This is a genomic window from Streptococcus sp. CF4-3, assembly GCF_024295385.1.
Classification (GTDB): Bacteria; Bacillota; Bacilli; order Lactobacillales; family Streptococcaceae; genus Streptococcus; species Streptococcus infantis_I.
Window position 1 is genome coordinate 249,579 of sequence record NZ_JANCPN010000001.1, and the last position, 19,651, is coordinate 269,229.

The 19,651-nt window shown below is 41.2% G+C and carries 18 protein-coding genes and 1 riboswitch; of the genes, 2 read left to right on the top strand and 16 right to left on the bottom strand.

The features are described from left to right. Window positions 1-4 precede the first annotated feature (4 nt). The 6 genes from recA to NML75_RS01285 all read right to left on the bottom strand — a co-directional run bounded on the left by recA (window position 5) and on the right by NML75_RS01285 (window position 6,059). Complete coding sequence (recA, locus tag NML75_RS01260) at window positions 5-1,153, bottom strand: recombinase RecA (RefSeq protein ID WP_006149228.1); 1,149 nt, start codon at window positions 1,151-1,153, stop codon at window positions 5-7. A gap of 54 nt (window positions 1,154-1,207) precedes the next feature. Next, complete coding sequence (locus NML75_RS01265) at window positions 1,208-2,464, bottom strand: competence/damage-inducible protein A (RefSeq protein WP_254731382.1); 1,257 nt, start codon at window positions 2,462-2,464, stop codon at window positions 1,208-1,210. A 76-nt stretch (window positions 2,465-2,540) separates the two neighbouring features. Further along, window positions 2,541-3,590 carry a glycopolymer--peptidoglycan transferase LytR gene (gene lytR, locus NML75_RS01270; RefSeq protein ID WP_254731385.1) on the bottom strand — a complete coding sequence of 350 codons (1,050 nt, stop codon included), beginning with the start codon at window positions 3,588-3,590 and terminating at the stop codon, window positions 2,541-2,543. A 4-nt stretch (window positions 3,591-3,594) separates the two neighbouring features. After that, window positions 3,595-4,116: a GNAT family N-acetyltransferase gene (locus NML75_RS01275; protein WP_254731388.1), complete on the bottom strand. Its 522-nt coding sequence runs from the start codon at window positions 4,114-4,116 to the stop codon at window positions 3,595-3,597. Next, window positions 4,106-4,549 (bottom strand): tRNA (adenosine(37)-N6)-threonylcarbamoyltransferase complex ATPase subunit type 1 TsaE, encoded by a 444-nt coding sequence (gene tsaE / locus NML75_RS01280; RefSeq protein ID WP_042759478.1) that lies wholly within the window; start codon window positions 4,547-4,549, stop codon window positions 4,106-4,108. The genes NML75_RS01275 and tsaE overlap by 11 nt, the downstream gene beginning before the upstream one ends. A gap of 88 nt (window positions 4,550-4,637) precedes the next feature. After that, a complete protein-coding gene (locus tag NML75_RS01285; RefSeq protein ID WP_195183424.1) occupies window positions 4,638-6,059 on the bottom strand; it encodes an NCS2 family permease in 1,422 nt (473 codons plus the stop codon). A 196-nt stretch (window positions 6,060-6,255) separates the two neighbouring features. Here NML75_RS01285 and NML75_RS01290 point away from each other — a divergent pair, with 196 nt between their 5' ends. Further along, a complete protein-coding gene (locus NML75_RS01290) occupies window positions 6,256-7,068 on the top strand; it encodes a Cof-type HAD-IIB family hydrolase (RefSeq protein ID WP_254731391.1) in 813 nt (270 codons plus the stop codon). A gap of 133 nt (window positions 7,069-7,201) precedes the next feature. Here the strand turns inward: NML75_RS01290 and NML75_RS01295 are convergent, their stop codons facing one another. The 10 genes from NML75_RS01295 to uvrA form a co-directional block, all read right to left on the bottom strand. Next, on the bottom strand, window positions 7,202-7,627 hold the full coding sequence (locus NML75_RS01295) for an SP_0198 family lipoprotein (RefSeq protein ID WP_049496839.1): 426 nt from the start codon (window positions 7,625-7,627) through the stop codon (window positions 7,202-7,204). Between the two features lie 100 nt (window positions 7,628-7,727). Then, window positions 7,728-8,963: a bifunctional folylpolyglutamate synthase/dihydrofolate synthase gene (locus NML75_RS01300; RefSeq protein ID WP_254731394.1), complete on the bottom strand. Its 1,236-nt coding sequence runs from the start codon at window positions 8,961-8,963 to the stop codon at window positions 7,728-7,730. A 218-nt stretch (window positions 8,964-9,181) separates the two neighbouring features. Further along, window positions 9,182-9,487, bottom strand: coding sequence for a DUF1292 domain-containing protein (locus NML75_RS01305; protein ID WP_000017624.1), 306 nt, complete (start codon window positions 9,485-9,487; stop codon window positions 9,182-9,184). 15 nt (window positions 9,488-9,502) lie between these two features. After that, window positions 9,503-9,922: a Holliday junction resolvase RuvX gene (ruvX, locus tag NML75_RS01310; protein ID WP_006152930.1), complete on the bottom strand. Its 420-nt coding sequence runs from the start codon at window positions 9,920-9,922 to the stop codon at window positions 9,503-9,505. Window positions 9,923-9,925: 3 nt separating this feature from the next. Continuing rightward, a complete protein-coding gene (locus tag NML75_RS01315) occupies window positions 9,926-10,192 on the bottom strand; it encodes an IreB family regulatory phosphoprotein (RefSeq protein ID WP_004250500.1) in 267 nt (88 codons plus the stop codon). 97 nt (window positions 10,193-10,289) lie between these two features. Then, the gene (locus NML75_RS01320; RefSeq protein WP_254731397.1) at window positions 10,290-10,862 is read right to left on the bottom strand and encodes an SP0191 family lipoprotein; all 573 of its coding nucleotides are present in this window, start codon (window positions 10,860-10,862) and stop codon (window positions 10,290-10,292) included. Window positions 10,863-10,922: 60 nt separating this feature from the next. Further along, complete coding sequence (gene spx, locus NML75_RS01325) at window positions 10,923-11,321, bottom strand: transcriptional regulator Spx (RefSeq protein WP_006149601.1); 399 nt, start codon at window positions 11,319-11,321, stop codon at window positions 10,923-10,925. Between the two features lie 135 nt (window positions 11,322-11,456). Then, a complete protein-coding gene (gene mgtA / locus NML75_RS01330; RefSeq protein WP_254731400.1) occupies window positions 11,457-14,117 on the bottom strand; it encodes a magnesium-translocating P-type ATPase in 2,661 nt (886 codons plus the stop codon). Between the two features lie 343 nt (window positions 14,118-14,460). Continuing rightward, window positions 14,461-14,614: riboswitch (M-box (ykoK) riboswitch) on the bottom strand. Window positions 14,615-14,667: 53 nt separating this feature from the next. Then, window positions 14,668-15,729 (bottom strand): M24 family metallopeptidase, encoded by a 1,062-nt coding sequence (locus NML75_RS01335; RefSeq protein ID WP_254731404.1) that lies wholly within the window; start codon window positions 15,727-15,729, stop codon window positions 14,668-14,670. After that, window positions 15,722-18,553, bottom strand: a complete 2,832-nt coding sequence (gene uvrA / locus NML75_RS01340; protein ID WP_254731407.1) for an excinuclease ABC subunit UvrA — start codon at window positions 18,551-18,553, stop codon at window positions 15,722-15,724. The genes NML75_RS01335 and uvrA overlap by 8 nt, the downstream gene beginning before the upstream one ends. Window positions 18,554-18,695: 142 nt before the next feature. Between uvrA and NML75_RS01345 the strand changes: the two genes are divergently transcribed. Next, window positions 18,696-19,640, top strand: coding sequence for a magnesium transporter CorA family protein (locus NML75_RS01345; protein WP_049508953.1), 945 nt, complete (start codon window positions 18,696-18,698; stop codon window positions 19,638-19,640). Window positions 19,641-19,651 lie beyond the last annotated feature (11 nt).

A 19,651-nucleotide genomic window follows, 5' to 3' on the forward strand; every position in this document is an offset into this window, starting at 1 on the left:
CTTTTTATTCTTCAATTTCGATTTCAAGAGCGTCGCCCAAATCAAGTGTTACTTCTTGGTTAGAATCTGCATCAGCTGCTGCACTTGCTTTAGAGCCTTCTTCCTCTTCAATTAAACCATATTGAACACGAACTTGGTGGTCGATTTCATCAAAGATTTCTGGGTGATCTGCCAAGTATTTCTTCGCATTTTCAGAACCTTGTCCGATTTTTTCACCCTTGTATGAGTACCAAGCACCTGCTTTTTGGATAATATCCAAATCACTAGCAATCTTCAAGAGTTCACCAGTTCTAGAAATCCCTTCACCATACATGATTTCAACAAGAGCTTCTTTGAACGGTGGAGCCACCTTGTTTTTCACAACTTTAATCTTAGTTTCTTTACCAACGTTCGTATCTTTTTGGTCACCAGTTCCCTTGATTTGTGTACTTCCACGCACATCCAAACGGACTGAAGCATAGAATTTAAGGGCGCGTCCACCAGGAGTTGTTTCTGGATTTCCAAACATAACCCCTACTTTTTCACGCAACTGGTTGATGAAGATAGCAATTGTCTTTGTCTTGTTGATAGAAGCACCGAGTTTACGCATAGCTTGGCTCATCATACGAGCTTGAAGACCAACGTGGCTATCTCCGATATCACCATCGATTTCCGCACGAGGAACAAGGGCTGCAACTGAGTCAATAACCACAAGGTCGACCGCACCTGAATCAATCAATTTTCCTGCAATTTCAAGACCTTGCTCACCTGAGTCTGGTTGTGACAAGAGCAATTCGTCAATGTTAACCCCAAGAGCTGCTGCATAGGCTGGGTCAAGAGCGTGTTCCGCATCGATAAAGGCTGCAATTCCACCTTCTTTTTGTGCTTGCGCTACAGCGTGAAGGGCAACTGTTGTCTTACCTGATGATTCTGGACCGTAGATTTCGATGATACGCCCCTTTGGATAACCACCTGAACCGAGTGCAATATCAAGTGCCAAAGAGCCTGAACTCATCACTTGTACTTTTTGCTCTGCACGCTCACCCAAGCGCATGATTGAGCCCTTACCAAAATCTTTTTCAATCAATTTAAGCGCATCATTCAAAGCTTTTTCACGATCAGCTCCAAATTTTTTCCCAATTTCATCTAATTTTTTTGTTGGTTTTTTCGCCATTTTGTTCTCCTATATTTTAATGATTCTAAGAACCTTGTTCTATTATATCAAAAGTTAGTCACTTAATAAAGCTTTGCGAACTAAGTTAAAAGCATGCATGACTGCAATTTTACGAACATCTGCTCGGCTTCTTCCAGCTATATTGACCTGAACAACTTCTGTTCCGGATGCTTGAGACAAACCGATAAAAACTGTACCTGCAGGATGCCCTTCTAGACTATCCGGACCAGCCACTCCTGTCAAGCTAACTCCAATGTCCGACTGGGTTTTAAGCCGTGCCTGATCTGCCATTTTTCTCGCCGTAAAGGCTGAAACAACTCCATGTTTTTCCAACTCTACTTGTGGAATATCTAACATCTTAGCCTTTTCTTCTAGACTATAAGTGACAAAACCACCTTTAAAGATAGCTGACACTCCCGAAAAGTCTGCCAAAGTTGCTTGAAAAAGCCCTGCTGTCAAACTTTCCGCAGCCGTTATGGTTTTATGCTGCTTTTTCAAGTCTTCAACAACTACACTAGCTAGACTCGCTTCCTCACCATAACCATAGCAAATATCCTTTAAAGCAACACCTTCAAAAGTCTGGCGTGCAAGAATTTGAACCTCAAGACGATCCAAAGATTTTCTTGCTTCTTCTTGACTAGTAGCCTTGGTAGACAAACGTAGAGTCACTTCTCCTGTTTTTGCATAAGGGGCCAAGGTTGGATCTGTCTGCTCTTCAATCAAATCCGATAGAATCGTTACTAGCTGGCTCTCGCCAATGCCAAAGAAACGAAGCACACGTGAGTACAACTTAGCTCCAGTTGTCAATCTCGGGAGCAATTCATTTAAAACCATGGGTTTCAGTTCACTTGGCGGCCCTGGTAGGACGACATAGGTCACGCCAGCTACCTCAATCATGCCTCCGACTGCTAGTCCTGTTTCATTAGGTAGCGGGATCGAACCCTCAACGATTTGAGCTTGGCGTTCATTATTTGGAGTTCGGGCATAGTCCGGCCGATGAGCAAAAAACTCATCTAGCTTAGCCTGTGCTTGAGCATCAAAAGTTAAATCACGCCCTAGAAAATGGGCCAAGGTTTGTTTGGTCAAATCATCCTCTGTCGGTCCCAATCCTCCTGTTAGGATAACCAGATTGCTACGATTCTTAGCAATCTCCAACAAGGATAAGAGACGAACCTCATTATCACCTACAGCCGTTTGGAAGTAGACATCAACACCGATTTCAGCCAACTTTTCAGATAAAAACTGAGCATTGGTATTGACAATTTGACCTGTTAGAATCTCTGTTCCAACAGCTATGATTTCCGCTTTCATTTTTTCCTCCTACCTATCTATTCGGATTTCTTTGAAAAAATCGCAGGAAAATTCCTACGATTTGAGTATTCATTTCTTATTGTTCTTGTTGTATTTGTTGCTCTTGATTTACAACGGAACCAGCTGTTTGTGGCAAATGACCATAAATATTTTCATACAAGACTACATTTGTCTCCAATTCGGTAACTTCTGGTTTACCCAATGAACGACGTAAAAGATTTTGCATCTCTAACATATGCTCAGATGTCACGATTTGGTAAGATGTCTCATCAATCATTGCATCCTCTCCACGCAATTGCTGAGACTCAATATTCTTAAAGGAATCTTGGTAGCCCATCAACTGAGGAATCGTTGTTGTCGTAATCTCGATATTTGTCTGCATGTTATCGCTAAGAGCCTTCAAAATTTCTTGGTAGTGGCTGACACTATTCAAACTAAGAATTTTTTCAACAATCTTTTGGATAACTTCGCGCTGACGTTTCTGACGACCGTAGTCTCCCTCTGGATCCTGATAGCGCATGCGTGAATATACTAACGCCTCGTCACCATTTAGGGTTTGTTTCCCAACACCGATAGAAATCGTGTTAAATGGTTCCTGGTCTTGGATAGAGATTGGGAAACCTAGAGTGTTGTTTACTGTGATACCTCCGACAGCATCAACCATTCTTTGAAGACCGTGCATATTGACCATCACATAGCGGTCGATATGGATATTCATCATTTTTTGAATGGTCGAAATGGCAAGCTCTGCCCCACCATCAGCATAGGCAGCGTTGAGTTTAGCTTCTCTAACACTACCATCTGGTTGTTGGATTTGTGTCAGAATATCACGTTCCAAACTCATCATAACGACTTTCTTGGTTTTAGGATTCACTGTTACTAAGATCATTGAATCACTATTTCCTGCCCATGGGTCTGTACGCTCAACGTTCCCCGTATCTACCCCCATCAATAGGATTGTCAAAGGTTCAGTTGCCTCGATAACCTTGGTTTCTTCTCCGATTTGTTTATAAGTTTTGGCTAAAGTCTGTGTACTTTGTTGGTAGATAGTATAGGCATAAGCTCCCACACCAAGCACTGTCACAAGAACAAAGCCTAAAAACATTCCGATTATTTTTTTTACCATATATTTATTCGTCTATCAGTCGACCCATCAGGTAAACATCAAGAAACTCTCCTCCTTCTATACAAGCGCCGCGTTCCTGTTGGCCTTCAATGATGAAGCCAAGCTTTTTATATAGATGAATAGCTGCCAGATTTCGTTTTTGAACTGTCAATTGTAAGCGTCGAATACTTCCACTCGATTGGGCCCACTCAATAGCTTCTTCCATCAAGATACTACCGAGACCATTTCCCCAATAGGCTTTTTTAATACCCAAAAAGATATCCCCAATATGCCGAACTCGCGGACGTTGATCAGCCGTTATATTGATCACTCCTGCCAATTCTTCATTCAAATAAGCTAGTAAAGTAATCTGATTATCCGACTGGGCCTGCTTGTTAATAAAACGCCGCATCTCAGATTCACTCATTGCAATTCCATTTTCATCCAGACTGGTAAAACTAGATTCATGACCAATCTGATCCAAAAGTGCAATAAGTTCTGTAGCATCTTGGGCTTCTGCTTCACGAATTAATAAATCATACTCCATCTGTCAACCTCTGCAAGAGTTCTGCTGCTCGTTGACCGTGGGCATGAAAGACAATCTCGCGCCCCTCACCGTCTTTAAGAATTTCTAATTCCAGATAGTCTGATGGGAGAGCCTCGCCTAATAGGTGTCCCCACTCAATAACCGTCACACCTGAACCAAAAAGAAATTCATCAAGGTCGATTGAATCTGCATCTCCTTCGATGCGGTAAACATCCAAGTGATATAAGGGTAGGCGTCCTTCATATTCTCGAACAATGGTATAAGTAGGACTTTTGATCATTTGATGAATCCCTAGTCCTTTAGCTAGACCTTTTGTTAATGTGGTTTTTCCAGCACCTAATTCACCAGTCAAAATCAATACATCATTTTTCTCTAGCAGAGAGCCGAGCTCTTGTCCAAGAGCAATGAGTTCATCTTCATTTTTTGTGTGCATGCTACTATTATACCAAAAAGTTTTCTTTTGTGATATCTCCACTAATAAAAAAAGAGGAGTTTCCTCCATCTTTTTTTAGGTTTAATCATTAGTTAAGAGCCATGCTAATGTAGTTCAAGATGAACAAAGCATCCAAAATCCAAATCATGACATGCACTTCTTTGATTTGACCTTTAACAATCTTTGTCAAAGTATAAGTCAAGAAACCAACGGCAATCCCTTGTGTGATTGAGTAGCTGAATCCCATAAAGATAGAAGTGAAGAAGGCTGGAACTGCTTCTGACATATCGTCCCAAGGGATATTTTTCAAGTTAGAGAGCATCATAATTCCGACAATAATCAAAATTGGTGCTGTCGCAGCTGAAGGAACAATCGCTAGAAGTGGGCTAAAGAAGCTTGATAGGGCAAAACAGATAGCAACAACTAAGGCTGTCAATCCAGTACGTCCACCAGCACCGATCCCTGCTGCTGACTCAATATAAGTTGTAACGTTTGAAGTACCTGCAATGGCACCAACTGATGTCGCCACCAAGTCAGAATATAGAGCCTTATCCAATTTAGCTGATTCATTGTTCTCACCACTTGTAGCGATGATACCAACTTTTTCACCTGTACCGATAAGAGTACCAATTGTATCAAAAATATCAGTCAATGAGAAGGCAAGAATGGCCATCAAGGTTTCAGGTAAACGTGAAGTATTTGAAATCAGAGAACCCAAACCTTCTGAACCAAGGGCTGCACCAAATAAAGTTCCTAGGTCGTTAACTGCTGCTGAAAGATTGTTGCTAGCAAAATCGATTCCTGACAAATTAACAAGACCAACCGCAATAGCAAGGACTGTCGTTGTTAAGATAGAAAGGATGATCCCACCTTTGATACCTTTAACAACAAAGAAGATCGTAATAGCAAGACCTGCAAGAGCTACTAATACAGCTGGAGTATTGAAATCTACCAAACCTGGAACAGCTGCTGAGTTTGCAGTAAGAGCCGCTTGAGCCTTATCTGCTCCTTCACCTGCTACAGTATAAGTACCGGGGTCAATTGAGAATTTCAAAAGGCCAGCATTCTTGATACCAACATAAGCAAGGAAAACACCAATACCAGCTGAAATTGCTGAACGAAGTGTTGTAGGAATAGACTCAATGATCATTTTACGAACATTGGTCAATGTAATAATCAGTGAAATAACTCCACAGATGAAGACCATCCCAAGAGCTTCTTTCCAAGTATAACCCATCCCAAATACGACTGTAAAGGTAAAGAAGGCGTTAAGTCCCATACCTGGGGCTTGAGCATATGGCAAGTTAGCATAGAAGGCCATCATCAAAGTTCCCACAACAGAACCGATGATTGTTGCCAAGAATACACCCTGAACAGGCATTCCTGTTTGCGAAAGCATTTGAGGGTTTACAAAGAGAATATAACTCATTGCAAAGAAAGTTGTTAAACCAGCAAGCACCTCTGTACGGACATCTGTCCCGTGCTCTTTTAGTTTAAATAATTTGTCCATTTTTAATCTCCTTTGTCATTTTACGAACAATATGACTATTATATCATCAATCATTCACATTTTCAAGCTGTTTTTCCTATTTTTAAAAATTCTTAAAGGATATGATTCTTCTTATTTTTGCTTATAATCAGCTTTTCTTTCAGCTTTTTGATATAATAGGAAACATCTTATCTGAAACTAAATTCGGGAGGATTTTATGACTAAAAAAATGATTGCCGTGGACTTAGACGGTACCTTACTTAATGGAGAAAGCAAACTCTCTGACTTTACAAAAGAAACCATTAAAGAAATTTCTAAGAAAGGCCACCATGTGGTTATCGCAACCGGTCGCCCATATCGTATGGCCAAAGATTTTTATGACCAACTTGAACTTGAGACTCCTATGATTAACTTCAACGGTTCGCTCACTCACCTACCTGGTAGGGCTTGGAAATATGAAAAATGCCTTACTGTGGACAAAAAATATCTCTTGGATATCGTAAAACGAAAAGAAGATATCGAGGCAGACTTTATCGCAGGTGAATACCGTAAAAAGTTTTACATTACATCCCCAGACAAGGAAATTGCAGATCCTAAATTGTTTGGTGTTGAAAACTTTCGCCCTGAAAATCAATTCAAGTCTGACTTAGTGACTAAGGGGCCTAACTGTATTTTATTACAAACTAGGGCAGACGATAAATATGCACTAGCAGAAGAGATGACTAGCTTTTACAAGCATCAGCTTAATATCAATACTTGGGGCGGTCCCTTGAACATTCTTGAATGTACTCCAAAAGGTGTTCACAAGGCCTTTGCTCTTGAATACCTTCTAAATGTCATGAATATAGACAGACAGAACCTTATTGCCTTTGGTGACGAACACAATGACCAAGAAATGCTCTCCTTTGCAGGTAGAGGATATGCCATGAAAAATGCTAATCCCGCTCTACTTTCTTTCGCAGACGAGCAATTACCACTAACCAACGAAGAAGACGGAGTCGCTCACTTTTTACAAGAGCAGTTCCTTTAATAAAAACTATCCCTCCATACTTTTTTGGTAGAAAACAGCTACCTTAATCGTATGGATTTTTTATGCCAAAAATCGATTAAAGAAAAAAGACCCGAATCCGTGTTAACGAGATTCAAATCCTTACAAAAGATGTCTATTTTTTTAGAACGATACGATCAGAAATTTCGCGATCCATATCATCAATGATCATTTGATTGCCATCAGCTACATAAACCTTGATATCATCTCCAATAAAGACTCTCTGGTTTTCTGGTTCGAAGGTGACCTTTTTAATTTCCTGATCGCCATCAGGTTCTACTTCTGTCCATGTTCCAGTATTACCAGTAACTACGAGAGTAATGCTATCTCCCTCATCTTGCCCTTTATAGGTTCCATCAATGTTGCTTACTGAGCTAGCAGTCGAACTCGAAATAGTCGTTTCAGCTTGCTGACCAGTTGTTACTTCCGTACTGGTGCTTGCTTGAGTTGAAGGAGCTGCCTGCTCTTTTGGCGAACATGCAACTAAGAGACTAAGACTTGCCAAAGAAGCAAGAGAAAGTGTGAATTTTTTTAGTGACATCATGTCTCCTTTCTTTTAGTGGCTTAAAATCAGAATAACCCTGCTGAGCCACCACACCCCTACTATAACAAATAAAGACAGGAGGGTCAATCAAATGAATCTAGGCCATGAAACAAGCTCGAACCTCAGATATAAAATAGAGAGATCCTGTCACAAATAGCAAGTCTTTCTCTTGTGCAGAAGCTTCAAAATTATCTATAAAATCTCGATAAGAAGCAATGCTTGTATAATCTCCAAAGTCTTGCTCTTCCAAGGAACCCTGATAGTCAAAACTCGTAACATAGAGAGCTATATCAGGTAAATGCTCTGTTAAATAAGCAAGCATCCCACTATAATCTTTCCGCTTTAGCGCACCAAATAGGATGTGAGGCTGATACCCTTGCTGGATTTTTTCTTGGATAAACTCAACCAAACGCTCTAGAGCTGGTAAATTGTGAGCCCCATCCAAATAGATGTGCTCAGTGACAGCTTCTAGCCTTCCAGCCCATTTAGTAGCTTGCAAGGCAGCACGTACTGCTTCTTGATCTACTTTCTCGTTTCTTTGTACCATAAATAGTAGAAAAGCCTGCAAGGCAAGAGCTGCATTTTCCTCCTGATATGCTCCCTCCAATCCCAATATTAGGTGGTGAAAGTCCGCTAGAGAGGAAGAAAAGTTCCCATTTTGGAAAGAAAAATCTTTATTAGATTGGTAGAGACTTACACCCAAATTAGTAGCAGTTTTTTGACAAACGAGTTGGGCTTCCGGTGCTAGATCGGCAATCACAGCTGATTTCCCAGGCTTAAAAATTCCTGCTTTCTGCTCTGCAATTGCTGTTAAACTATCGCCCAAGGTCTCCTGGTGATCGAGGCCGATTGATGTGATGATTGCAATTTCTCCTGTCACCACATTAGTGGTATCAAGAAGTCCACCTATCCCAACTTCCAGTAGGACCAAATCTACTTTTTGCTCTTTAAAATAAAGCAAAGCAATCAAGGTCAGCAACTCAAAAAAAGATAGCTGATCGTGGGTTTCTAGAAGTCTTTGCTCCATTGCTTTGACTTGATCTGCTAAACGAATGAAATCTGTATCCGAAATGGGTTCGCCATTAATACAGATACGGTCATGGATGCTGACAATGTGGGGCGAAGTAAAGGTACCAACCGTTTTCCCATGGGCAACAAAAAGCTCCCTCATAAAAGCAATAGTTGACCCCTTGCCATTTGTCCCTGTCACATGGATAATTGGATAGGTTTGCTCAGGATTCCCCAGCAAATCTACCGCTCTTTGCATTCGTCCTAAACCTGATCTGAAATTCAAGCCAATCCGACTATGAAGCCATTTTTCTACTTCAATCATGCTTATCTCCTTAATCCTTAATAAAAAAGCGAAGAATTTCTTCGCTTTTTACTCATTTTGCTAGATACTAGTTAAATTTTATTTTTAGCGTCAGGCTAAAAACGTCCACTGGACGTTCCAACTCTCTCCAGTTTCTATGAGTTGGGCTAAAAACATTCCCCGAACTTACTGACGGTTTTTATTTTTAGCGTCAGGCTAAAAACGTCCACTGGACGTTTTTACTCCTCCATAAAGCTGTTGAAGACTTCTTCAATCATGTTCCATTCATCTTCTGAATCTTCAGGGATTGGTTGCAATTCACCTTCAGTTCCATCTTCATTTTCGATGAATGAGTATGCTTGGATTTCAACTTCACCGTTTTCATCTTCTTCTGCGTTAACTGGTACAAGAAGGACATAGTTTTTACCAAATTCTTCTTTTCCGTCAATAGTCAAAAGGATTTCAAATAAAGTTTCGTTTCCTTGCTCATCTACAAGTGTAATAAGTTCACGTTCTTCGTGATCGTGGTTGTGATCGTGTGACATAGTTTCTCCTCTGTCTTAAAATTTTCTATCTAAATAATTTTGCAAAATCAATTGAGCTGCCAATTTATCAATAACTTTTTTACGCTTATTGCGACTAATGTCTGCTTGCTCAATCAACATGCGCTCAGCTGCAACCGTGGTTAGGCGCTCATCCTGGTACTCTACTGGCAAACCAAAGAGTTCTTCCAGTTTTGCTCCATAGGCTTGACTCGCTTCCACCCGAGGTCCACTGGTATTGTTCATATTTTTAGGTAAACCAACAACAAAGCGCTCTACCTTATAGGTGTCAACCAATTCCTTGAGTCGTTCAAAGCCGAACTCTCCTTGATCCTCATTGATTTGGATGATTTCAAGCCCTTGTGCTGTAAACCCTAACGGATCGCTAATCGCTACTCCTACTGTTTTGGAACCAACGTCCAACCCCATAATTCTCATTGGTTATAGATCGACTCCTTGTCCCTTAAGGTAGTAGCGGACCAATTCTTCAACAATCTCATCGCGTTCGTATTTACGGATTTGATTTCTTGCGTTATTGTAACGAGGAACGTAAGCTGGGTCTCCACTGAGAACATAGCCCACAATTTGGTTAATAGGGTTATACCCCTTCTCGTTCAATGAAGCATAGACTTCTGTCAATGTTTCACTAATTTCTTTTTTATTGGAATCATCCAATTTAAAACGTACGGTTTCTTCAGTAAATCCCATTCTAACACCCTCTTCCCTTAGAATAGTACTATTATAGCACATTCACAACCATTCTACAAATGACACAGCCTGATTCTGCTGATTTTCTGTGACTTCCTTACTGGACAGTCGCGCCACTTGCAACTCGATTTTCAATATATTCTTCTGGTTCGTTTTTTAGTAGATTTTCTAATCCCACATTTTTTAAATATTCGCTTTCGCTTGCCTTTTTAACGTCTAGAACTTGAAAATCATAACTTGTTTTTGTTTCAATCTCGGTTTCACTTAAAAGATTGGTTTCAAGGTTAAATCCAGGAATTTTACGTGCTTCTTGGACCGATTCATCCTTGTCTTCTCCTTCTTTCAAGGCCTTTTTTGCTTCCTCTAATCCATGCTCTACAATAAAGTTCTTGAGGTCTTCTGAAACTTGTCGTTTTTGCTGAATCGTTAAGGTCAAGAACTGTTTGCCCTTATAGGTAATGGTCTGGGTTTGTTGAACCCCATTTTCGTCAGCAGGTAGAACAAGCGTCTTTGTTACAACTGTATTGTTATTGGCATTTTCTAGAACAGGCAAAGTTGATTGAAGAGCTTCTGTCGTTGTATCTTTAGAAGGTGCCGCAGACTCTTTTTTCTGTCCACAGCCAGCTAGCAAAAATAGGAGCGCAACTGTACCGATAACTATCTTCTTCATATTCATTTTTCCTTATTTATCTATCAAATAAGGCTAGGAGTCACTCCCAGCCTTTATGTTTTATAGTGCTGCACGTAAACGTGCTTCTGCATTTTCTACATTGCGGACAGAGCGTGGCAAGAAGGCACGAATGTCATCTTCTTTATAGCCAACTTGCAAACGTTTCTCGTCAACAAGAATTGGACTTTTTAGGATACGTGGTGTTTCCATTATCAAAGTGAGCACTTCATTGACACTCAAATCTTCGATATCAACTCCAAGAGCTTTAGCGTAGCGATTCTTTGATGACACAATGCTCGCAATTCCATTGTCTGTTTTTGTTAGAATATCTAATAATTCTTCTCTAGAAATCCCCTCTTTACCGAGGTTTTGTTCTTTATAACTTAACTGGTGGGCATTGAGCCAGGTTTTAGCTTTTTTACAGCTAGTACAACTTGAGACTGTATATATTTTGATCATGTACCTACCCCTTTCGCTACATGTTACTATCAGTTTATTCTATTATACCATAAAAAACATCCGACTTGCGACCTATTTTTTAAAAAATTTAACTTTTTCCCCAGTTTTCTATCTTTTTTCTTGACAAAAACCGAACTATAACCATTCTTTGTACTTCCTAATGTAAAAATTCTTAATAAGGGTGACACTAAACATGTACAAGAAAATAATACAGATTAAGAATAAGAAGTAAGGCAGTCCCAATGGAGCTAAACGAAGGATATGTACTAGCGGTCCATAAGGTAGACTAGTTACAAAAAAGGCAGCAACTAAAGTCATCAAAATCACTAGCCAAGCTGGTCTGCTCTGTACAAAAGGAACTTTTGCTGTACGAAGCATATGGATGACCATTGTTTGAGACCACATCGATTCGATGAACCATCCTGTTTGGAAAAAGATAATAAACTGAAGGGCTGATTCAGATCCATGAACATAATCATGTCCTGTCATCAATGGAACAATGATAAAGTAAAGGAAGATAAAGGTCAAAATATCAAAGATAGATGAGATAGGTCCCATCCAAACCATAAATCGGGTAATGGATTTTGCTTCCCATGTATGGGGTTGTTTTAGGAAGTCTTGATCCACATTATCAAATGGCAATGCCACACAAGACAAATCATAAACTAGGTTTAGGACAATGAGATGAACAGGAGACATTGGTAGAAATGGCAAGAAGATACTTGCAACCAGAAGGGAGAAGATATTCCCAAAGTTTGAACTAACTGTCATCTTAATGTACTTGGTCATGTTGGCGTAGACCTTACGACCTTCCACGATACCCGTTTCAAGAACCATGAGATCCTTATCAAGCAAAATAACATCTGCTGTTTCCTTGGCAATATCGACTGCAGTATCAACAGAAATACCCACATCTGCAACCTTCATAGATGGGGCGTCGTTAATACCATCTCCCATATAACCAACACCGTGACCATTTCTCTTTAACTGTAGAATGATACGAGCTTTTTGATCAGGAGATAATTTTGCAAATACCGTTACTTTTTCTACAGCCTCTGCCAACTGCTCATCTGACATCTGTTCGATATCAGCCCCTAGGAGAATTTCCTCAACATCTAGGCCTACTTTTTCACAGATGGCTTGGGTTACTTTTTCATTATCTCCCGTCAAAATCTTGGTCTTAACACCATGTTCGAGTAAAGCCTTGATTGCAGGTGCTGCTGAAGGCTTTGGTGGATCCAAGAAGGCAAGATATCCGGTCAGGATCATATCCTTTTCATCTTGGACTGTATAGCTATAACCTTCTTGGATATCCGTCTTATAACCAATCCCTAAGACACGTAATCCTTGTTTATTTAATTGTCCGACTTCTGCTAAGATTTCTGAACGAATGGCATCCGTCAAAGGAGTGACTTCACCTTGATACTCTACACGAGACGAAATCGTGAGCATTTCTTCTAAGGCTCCCTTGGTCACCATACTAACGGTACCTTCATCATCTTTTACAATAACGCTCATCCGTCTACGTTCAAAGTCAAAAGGTAGTTCGTCGATTTTTTGGAAATTGGTATCTAGATTTTGTAGAATAGGATACTCTTTGGCTTCTTTTTCAGTTCTGCTAATGATGGCACGATCCATCAAATTTTTCAAACCTGTTTGGAAATATGAATTTAGATAAGCTCTTCTTAAGACAGCCATATCCAAATCTCCATGAATATCCAAAGGATATTCCAACACAATTTCGTCCTGAGTTAAAGTCCCTGTTTTATCAGTACATAGAATATCGATAGCACCTAAATCCTGGATGGCATTGAGTTTTTTGATGACGACCTTCTCTTTGGCCATGATGATAGAACCTTTTGCCAAGCTAGCTGTAATAATCATTGGAAGCATTTCTGGTGTAAGTCCGACACCAACGCTCAAGGCAAATACTCCAGCCTCTAGCCAGTCTCCATCGGTCAAACCGTTTGCGAAAAACACGATTGGAACCATGACAAGCATCAAGCGAATCAAGAGCCAAGAAATGCTGTTCATCTCACGTTCAAAAGAAGTGGGTTCATCATAGGTGTTGAGAGTCTGCTCAATGGCTCCCATCATAGTGTCATCACCAACCGCTAGAACCATAGCTGTTGCGCTTCCCGAAATAACGTTTGTCCCCATGAATGCCAAAGATTCTGCTTCTAAAAGACTTTCTACATTTTGATGGGGCGCTTTATTTAAAGCAAGCTTCTCGACCGCATCGCTTTCTCCAGTCAAACCTGACTGTTGAACGAAAAAGTCGCGTGATTCAGATAAGACAACATCTGCAGGAATCATGTCTCCTGCACTTAATTTGACTAGATCTCCCACAACCAACTCATCGATTGGTAACTCTTGTTCAAGACCCTCACGAATGACAGTTGCCGTATTGACAATCATTTTTGAAAGGTTGGTTGTTGCCTTATCACTTCGCAACTCTTGGACAAAACGGATACCTCCTGAAATCAAGACCAAGACAACGATAATGATAGATGTCGTTGGATCCTCTTGACCAGGCTTGGCAAGCCAGACATTTGTAACGAGAGAAATGAAGGCAATCACAAGCAAAATAATTGTGAAAGGATTGATAATGGACTCATAAATCTTTTTAAAGATTGAATCCTCTTGACCCTTGGTAATAGTGTTCTCGCCATATAGGTCACGGTTTTCTTCGACCTGTTCTTGGTCTAAACCTTTTAGACTTGTATGGTAAAAAGCTAGACTTTCTGTGAATGGAGTTTGAATAGCTGCTGCTAATCTTTCTTTTGTAGTTTTCATTGGTTTCTCCTATCTGTATGAATAATCATTTCATACTCAATGAAAATCAAAGAGCAAACTAGGAAACTAGCCGCAGGCTGCTCAAAACACCGTTTTGAGGTTGTGGATAGAACTGACGAAGTCAGTAACATATATACGGCAAGGCGACGTTGACGTGGTTTGAATTTGATTTTCGAAGAGTATCATACACAGGGACCAATCACTTTATAAGGACAGAACGACACAAATCAGCGATTGGCTGTGTATGTGCGGTTCTGGATGGTCGTCAATTTGCATCGTTTGTCTCCTTTCTTTGTTCTAAAACAGCAGAAAGTCCTGCCATAAAATGGCAGGACAAAAAACTTATTATCTGTTTTCGTTCAAACTTTAACTCCATAGGGCGATGTAATGAGCTTAGTCTTGACCTTCGCGACCAGGACTGTTGACCAACGAGTAGTGTCTCCACTGCTTTGCGGTAGTCATCCGTATCCCTATGGTAGCCTCACCTACCGTTTTCGCCTTTCAGTATAAACCTTTAACTAGTAAAAGTCAATGATTTATCTCATTTTTATTAGATAACAATCAATTCTTTTGGAGCAAGGGTCAATAGCTCGCAACCCTTATCTGTAATCAGGATATCATCTTCGATACGAACCCCGTATTTTCCTTCAATATAAATACCTGGTTCATCAGTCAAGACCATACCCGATTTAATAACTTCTTTCGAAGTTTGACTAAAGTAAGGCTCTTCGTGAATATCCAGTCCGATACCATGGCCAATACCGTGTGTAAAGTATTCTCCATAGCCTGCTTCCACAATGATATCACGAGGAATCTTGTCAAAATCACGGAATCCTAAGCCAGCCTTAGCCTGGTCAATCAGGGCCTGGTTAGCCTTCAAAACAGTGTTGTAGATTTCTGCTTGTTCGTCACTGACATGGCCTAGGTAGATGGTCCGTGTCATATCACTCACATAATGCTCGTAAAGGCAACCGAAGTCCATAGTAATGGCTTCGCCTAGTTCTACTGGTTTATGCATTGGGTGAGCATGGGGTTTAGAAGAGTTGATTCCACTCGCTAGGATGGTATCAAAAGACAAGCCTGCCGCTCCCAACTCACGCATGCGGAAGTCGAGGAAATTGGCAATTTCAATCTCAGTCTTCCCTGGCTTAATAAATTCAAGGGCATCGTGGAAAGCTTGATCTGAGATTGAACAAGCCTTGCGAATCGTCGCAATCTCTGTCTCATCCTTAATCATACGAAGAGCTTCAACAAACTGTGTCTGTGGAACTAGTTCCAACCCTTCAAAAGCTCCCTGCATACGGTGGTAATAAGAAACTGAAATTTCATCTTCAAAACCAATACGAGAAAGACCCATATCTTTAGCAATCTTTGCGATAGTAGCCAACTCGTCACGCTCTGCAAAAATCTCAAAACCAGTAACTTCCTGCTTAGCAGCGATGATATAGCGGGCATCCGTCACCAAAATTTGACGGTCACGACTGATAAAGACCGTACCATTTGAACCCCAAAATCCTGTCAAATAGTAGACATTTTTAAGGTTATTGATAATGATTCCATCTAGTTCTTTTTCTTGCATTTTATCGAGAAATGCTTGCACACGTTTATTCATGATGTAACTTTCCTTTCAAATACTGTCCTGTATAGCTAGCTTCATTGGCCGCTACTTCTTCTGGGGTTCCTGTTGCAATGATGGTACCACCACCGACACCGCCTTCTGGACCTAAGTCGATGATATGGTCTGCTGTTTTGATGACATCTAGATTGTGCTCAATCACGAGAACTGTATTACCATCATCGACAAAGCGAGACAAAACGGTAAGCAGACGAGCGATATCCTCGGTATGAAGACCAGTTGTCGGTTCATCTAGAATGTAGAAGGATTTACCGGTCGAGCGTTTATGGAGCTCACTAGCCAGCTTCATACGCTGCGCTTCTCCACCAGAAAGAGTTGTGGCAGGTTGTCCCAAGGTCACATAACCTAGACCTACATCCTTGATGGTCTGGAGTTTACGTTGAATTTTTGGAATGTGTTTGAAAAATTCCACCGCATCGTTGACAGTCATATCCAAGACTTGCGAGATATTCTTTTCCTTGTAGTGAACTTCTAGGGTCTCACTATTATAACGGGTTCCGTGGCAGACTTCACAAGCTACGTATACGTCTGGCAAGAAGTGCATCTCAATCTTGATAATCCCGTCACCTGAGCAGGCCTCACAGCGACCGCCCTTGACATTAAAACTAAAACGACCCTTCTTATAGCCACGAATCTTGGCTTCATTTGTCTGAGCGAAGAGGTCTCGAATGTCATCAAAGACACCTGTATAGGTTGCAGGATTGGACCTTGGTGTTCTTCCAATAGGACTCTGGTCAATATCAATCAGACGATCGATATGCTCAATTCCTGTAATCGCCTTAAACTTTCCAGGCTTGTCTGAATTGCGATTGAGATTTTGAGCAATGGCTTTTTTGAGAATGCTGTTAATAAGTGTCGACTTCCCTGAGCCAGAGACACCTGTCACCGCAATGAATTTCCCTAGCGGGAAGCGAGCGGTGATATTTTGTAGGTTGTTTTCACGCGCACCTGTCACTTCGATAAAGCGACCGTTCCCAACGCGGCGTTCTGACGGCACTGGAATCGCACGTTTTCCTGATAGATACTGTCCTGTAATGGATTTACTGTTGCGAGCCACCTGCTTAGGCGTTCCTGCTGCTACAATCTCTCCACCAAAGACCCCTGCACCAGGACCAACGTCAATCAGATAATCAGCCTCTCGCATGGTGTCTTCATCGTGTTCTACCACGATCAAGGTGTTCCCCAAATCACGCATCTTTTTCAGACTGGCAATCAGACGGTCATTGTCCCTTTGGTGAAGACCGATAGACGGCTCATCTAAGATATAGAGGACTCCTGAGAGATTGGAACCAATCTGGGTTGCCAAGCGAATACGTTGACTCTCCCCACCTGATAAGGTTCCTGCCGAACGAGAAAGGGTCAGATAGTTGAGACCGACATTATTGAGGAAGGTCAAGCGGTCCTTTATTTCCTTAAGAATCGGACGAGCAATGATGGCTTCATTTTTTGATAGGCTCAACTGATCAATAGCCTCCAAATGGTCTGCGATGGAGAGGTCTGAAATTTCTCCGATATTAGGTCCTTCCTCTCCTCCTACACGAACGGATAAGGCCTGATCATTGAGGCGATAACCGTGACAAGTGCCACAAGTTAGCTCATTCATATAAAGACGCATCTGTGTGCGGGTGTAGTCGCTATTGGTTTCATGGTAACGTCGCTTAATATTCCCTATAACACCTTCAAAAGGAATGTCGATATCACGAACTCCGCCGAATTCATTTTCATAGTGGAAATGGAACTCTTTACCATCTGAACCATAGAAAATGAGATTCTTATCCTCCTCTGACAAGGTTTCAAAAGGAGTATCCATGTCCACTCCGAAGGCTGTCATAGCTTGTTCTAGCATATTTGGATAATAGTTAGAAGAGATAGGATTCCAAGGCGCTAAGGCTCCCTCACGAAGGGTCTTGCTAGCATCTGGTACGACTAAGTCCGTATCAACCTCTAGCTTGATCCCTAAACCATCACACTCGCTACAAGAACCAAACGGAGCATTGAAAGAGAAAAGACGAGGTTCTAGTTCTGGAACTGTAAAACCACAGACTGGGCAGGCATAGTGTTCTGAGAAGAGCAACTCTGAATCATCCATAGTATCAATAACTACATAACCTTCAGCGATACGAAGCGCTGCTTCAATCGAATCAAAGAGTCGACTACGGATACCTTCCTTGATGATAATACGGTCTACCACCACATCGATGGTGTGTTGTTTATTCTTTTCAAGTTCAGGAACTTCGGTCACATCATAGACAACCCCATCGACACGGACACGAACATAACCATCCTTTTGAATCTTTTCAATCAGAGTCTTATGTTGCCCTTTTTTCTTACGAATAACAGGAGCCAAAATCTGCAGACGCTGGCGCTCTGGCAATTCCAAAACCTTGTCGACAATCTGTTCAACAGAAGAAGCCTTGATAGCCCCATGTCCATTGATACAGTAAGGTGTTCCTACACGAGCATAGAGGAGACGGAGATAGTCGTTGATTTCCGTCGTAGTACCGACAGTCGAGCGAGGGTTTTTACTAGTCGTTTTCTGGTCAATAGAAATGGCAGGGCTGAGACCATCGATAGAGTCCACATCTGGTTTTTCCATATTGCCCAAAAACTGACGAGCATAGGCTGATAAACTCTCTACGTAGCGGCGTTGCCCCTCTGCATACAGGGTATCAAAGGCAAGACTCGACTTGCCCGAACCCGACAGCCCCGTCACCACAACTAGCTTGTCACGTGGAATTTCCACGTCAATATTTTTTAAATTATGGGCGCGTGCCCCATGGATGACAATCTTATCTTGCATGTTACTTCTTTCTAGTCCATTGTTGCTTTCCATTATACCAAAAAAAGTGAAATTCTATTACCAAAAAAGCCGATTTTGTAGTATAATAGTACGGTGCTAAAAATCACTGAAACACGGATTAGATTAGGAAAGGATAGGAGATATGAAACAAGTCTTTCTCTCAACAACAACTGAATTTAAAGAGATCGATACGCTCCAACCGGGCACTTGGATCAATCTCGTCAATCCTACTCAAAGCGAATCGATGGAAATCGCCTCTGCCTTTGATATTGATATCGCTGACCTCCGTGCACCACTCGATGCAGAAGAAATGTCTCGTATCACGATTGAAGATGAATACACTCTGATCATCGTGGACGTTCCCATTACTGAAGAGAGAAATAACCAGACCTACTATGTGACTATTCCCTTGGGGATTATCATCACAGAAGAGGCTATTATTACTACTTGCTTGGAACCTCTCCCACTTCTAGATGTCTTTATCAATCGGAGACTTCGAAATTTCTATACCTTTATGCGTTCGCGCTTTATCTTCCAAATCCTCTACCGCAATGCGGAGATTTACCTAACTGCCCTACGTTCAATCGAACGTAAGAGTGAGCAAATCGAAACTCAACTTCACAAGTCTACTCGAAATGAAGAGTTGATTGAACTCATGGAGTTGGAAAAGACCATCGTCTACTTCAAGGCCTCTCTTAAGACAAACGAGCGCGTGATTAAAAAATTGACCAGCGCAACTAGCAATATTAAGAAATACCTTGAAGACGAAGACTTACTTGAAGATACCTTGATTGAAACGCAACAGGCCATCGAGATGGCGGATATCTATGGAAACGTCCTTCACTCTATGACAGAGACCTTTGCCTCTATCATTTCAAACAACCAGAACAATATCATGAAAACCTTGGCCCTCGTGACCATCGTTATGTCTATCCCGACTATGATTTTCTCAGCTTACGGAATGAACTTTAAGGACAATGAAATCCCTTTAAACGGAGAACCGCATGCTTTTTGGCTCATCGTCTTTATCGCCTTTGCTATGAGTGTTTCTCTCACTCTTTACCTCATCCATAAAAAATGGTTCTAAACAGGAGTTAT

What these genes read in the sequence shown, in the direction of transcription:
- recA (WP_006149228.1), bottom strand. Translation starts at nt 1,153, where the DNA reads ATGGCGAAAAAACCAACAAAAAAATTAGATGAAATTGGGAAAAAATTT.
- NML75_RS01265 (WP_254731382.1), bottom strand. Translation starts at nt 2,464, where the DNA reads ATGAAAGCGGAAATCATAGCTGTTGGAACAGAGATTCTAACAGGTCAA.
- lytR (WP_254731385.1), bottom strand. Translation starts at nt 3,590, where the DNA reads ATGGTAAAAAAAATAATCGGAATGTTTTTAGGCTTTGTTCTTGTGACA.
- NML75_RS01275 (WP_254731388.1), bottom strand. Translation starts at nt 4,116, where the DNA reads ATGGAGTATGATTTATTAATTCGTGAAGCAGAAGCCCAAGATGCTACA.
- tsaE (WP_042759478.1), bottom strand. Translation starts at nt 4,549, where the DNA reads ATGCACACAAAAAATGAAGATGAACTCATTGCTCTTGGACAAGAGCTC.
- NML75_RS01285 (WP_195183424.1), bottom strand. Translation starts at nt 6,059, where the DNA reads ATGGACAAATTATTTAAACTAAAAGAGCACGGGACAGATGTCCGTACA.
- NML75_RS01290 (WP_254731391.1), top strand. Translation starts at nt 6,256, where the DNA reads ATGACTAAAAAAATGATTGCCGTGGACTTAGACGGTACCTTACTTAAT.
- NML75_RS01295 (WP_049496839.1), bottom strand. Translation starts at nt 7,627, where the DNA reads ATGTCACTAAAAAAATTCACACTTTCTCTTGCTTCTTTGGCAAGTCTT.
- NML75_RS01300 (WP_254731394.1), bottom strand. Translation starts at nt 8,963, where the DNA reads ATGATTGAAGTAGAAAAATGGCTTCATAGTCGGATTGGCTTGAATTTC.
- NML75_RS01305 (WP_000017624.1), bottom strand. Translation starts at nt 9,487, where the DNA reads ATGTCACACGATCACAACCACGATCACGAAGAACGTGAACTTATTACA.
- ruvX (WP_006152930.1), bottom strand. Translation starts at nt 9,922, where the DNA reads ATGAGAATTATGGGGTTGGACGTTGGTTCCAAAACAGTAGGAGTAGCG.
- NML75_RS01315 (WP_004250500.1), bottom strand. Translation starts at nt 10,192, where the DNA reads ATGGGATTTACTGAAGAAACCGTACGTTTTAAATTGGATGATTCCAAT.
- NML75_RS01320 (WP_254731397.1), bottom strand. Translation starts at nt 10,862, where the DNA reads ATGAAGAAGATAGTTATCGGTACAGTTGCGCTCCTATTTTTGCTAGCT.
- spx (WP_006149601.1), bottom strand. Translation starts at nt 11,321, where the DNA reads ATGATCAAAATATATACAGTCTCAAGTTGTACTAGCTGTAAAAAAGCT.
- mgtA (WP_254731400.1), bottom strand. Translation starts at nt 14,117, where the DNA reads ATGAAAACTACAAAAGAAAGATTAGCAGCAGCTATTCAAACTCCATTC.
- NML75_RS01335 (WP_254731404.1), bottom strand. Translation starts at nt 15,729, where the DNA reads ATGAATAAACGTGTGCAAGCATTTCTCGATAAAATGCAAGAAAAAGAA.
- uvrA (WP_254731407.1), bottom strand. Translation starts at nt 18,553, where the DNA reads ATGCAAGATAAGATTGTCATCCATGGGGCACGCGCCCATAATTTAAAA.
- NML75_RS01345 (WP_049508953.1), top strand. Translation starts at nt 18,696, where the DNA reads ATGAAACAAGTCTTTCTCTCAACAACAACTGAATTTAAAGAGATCGAT.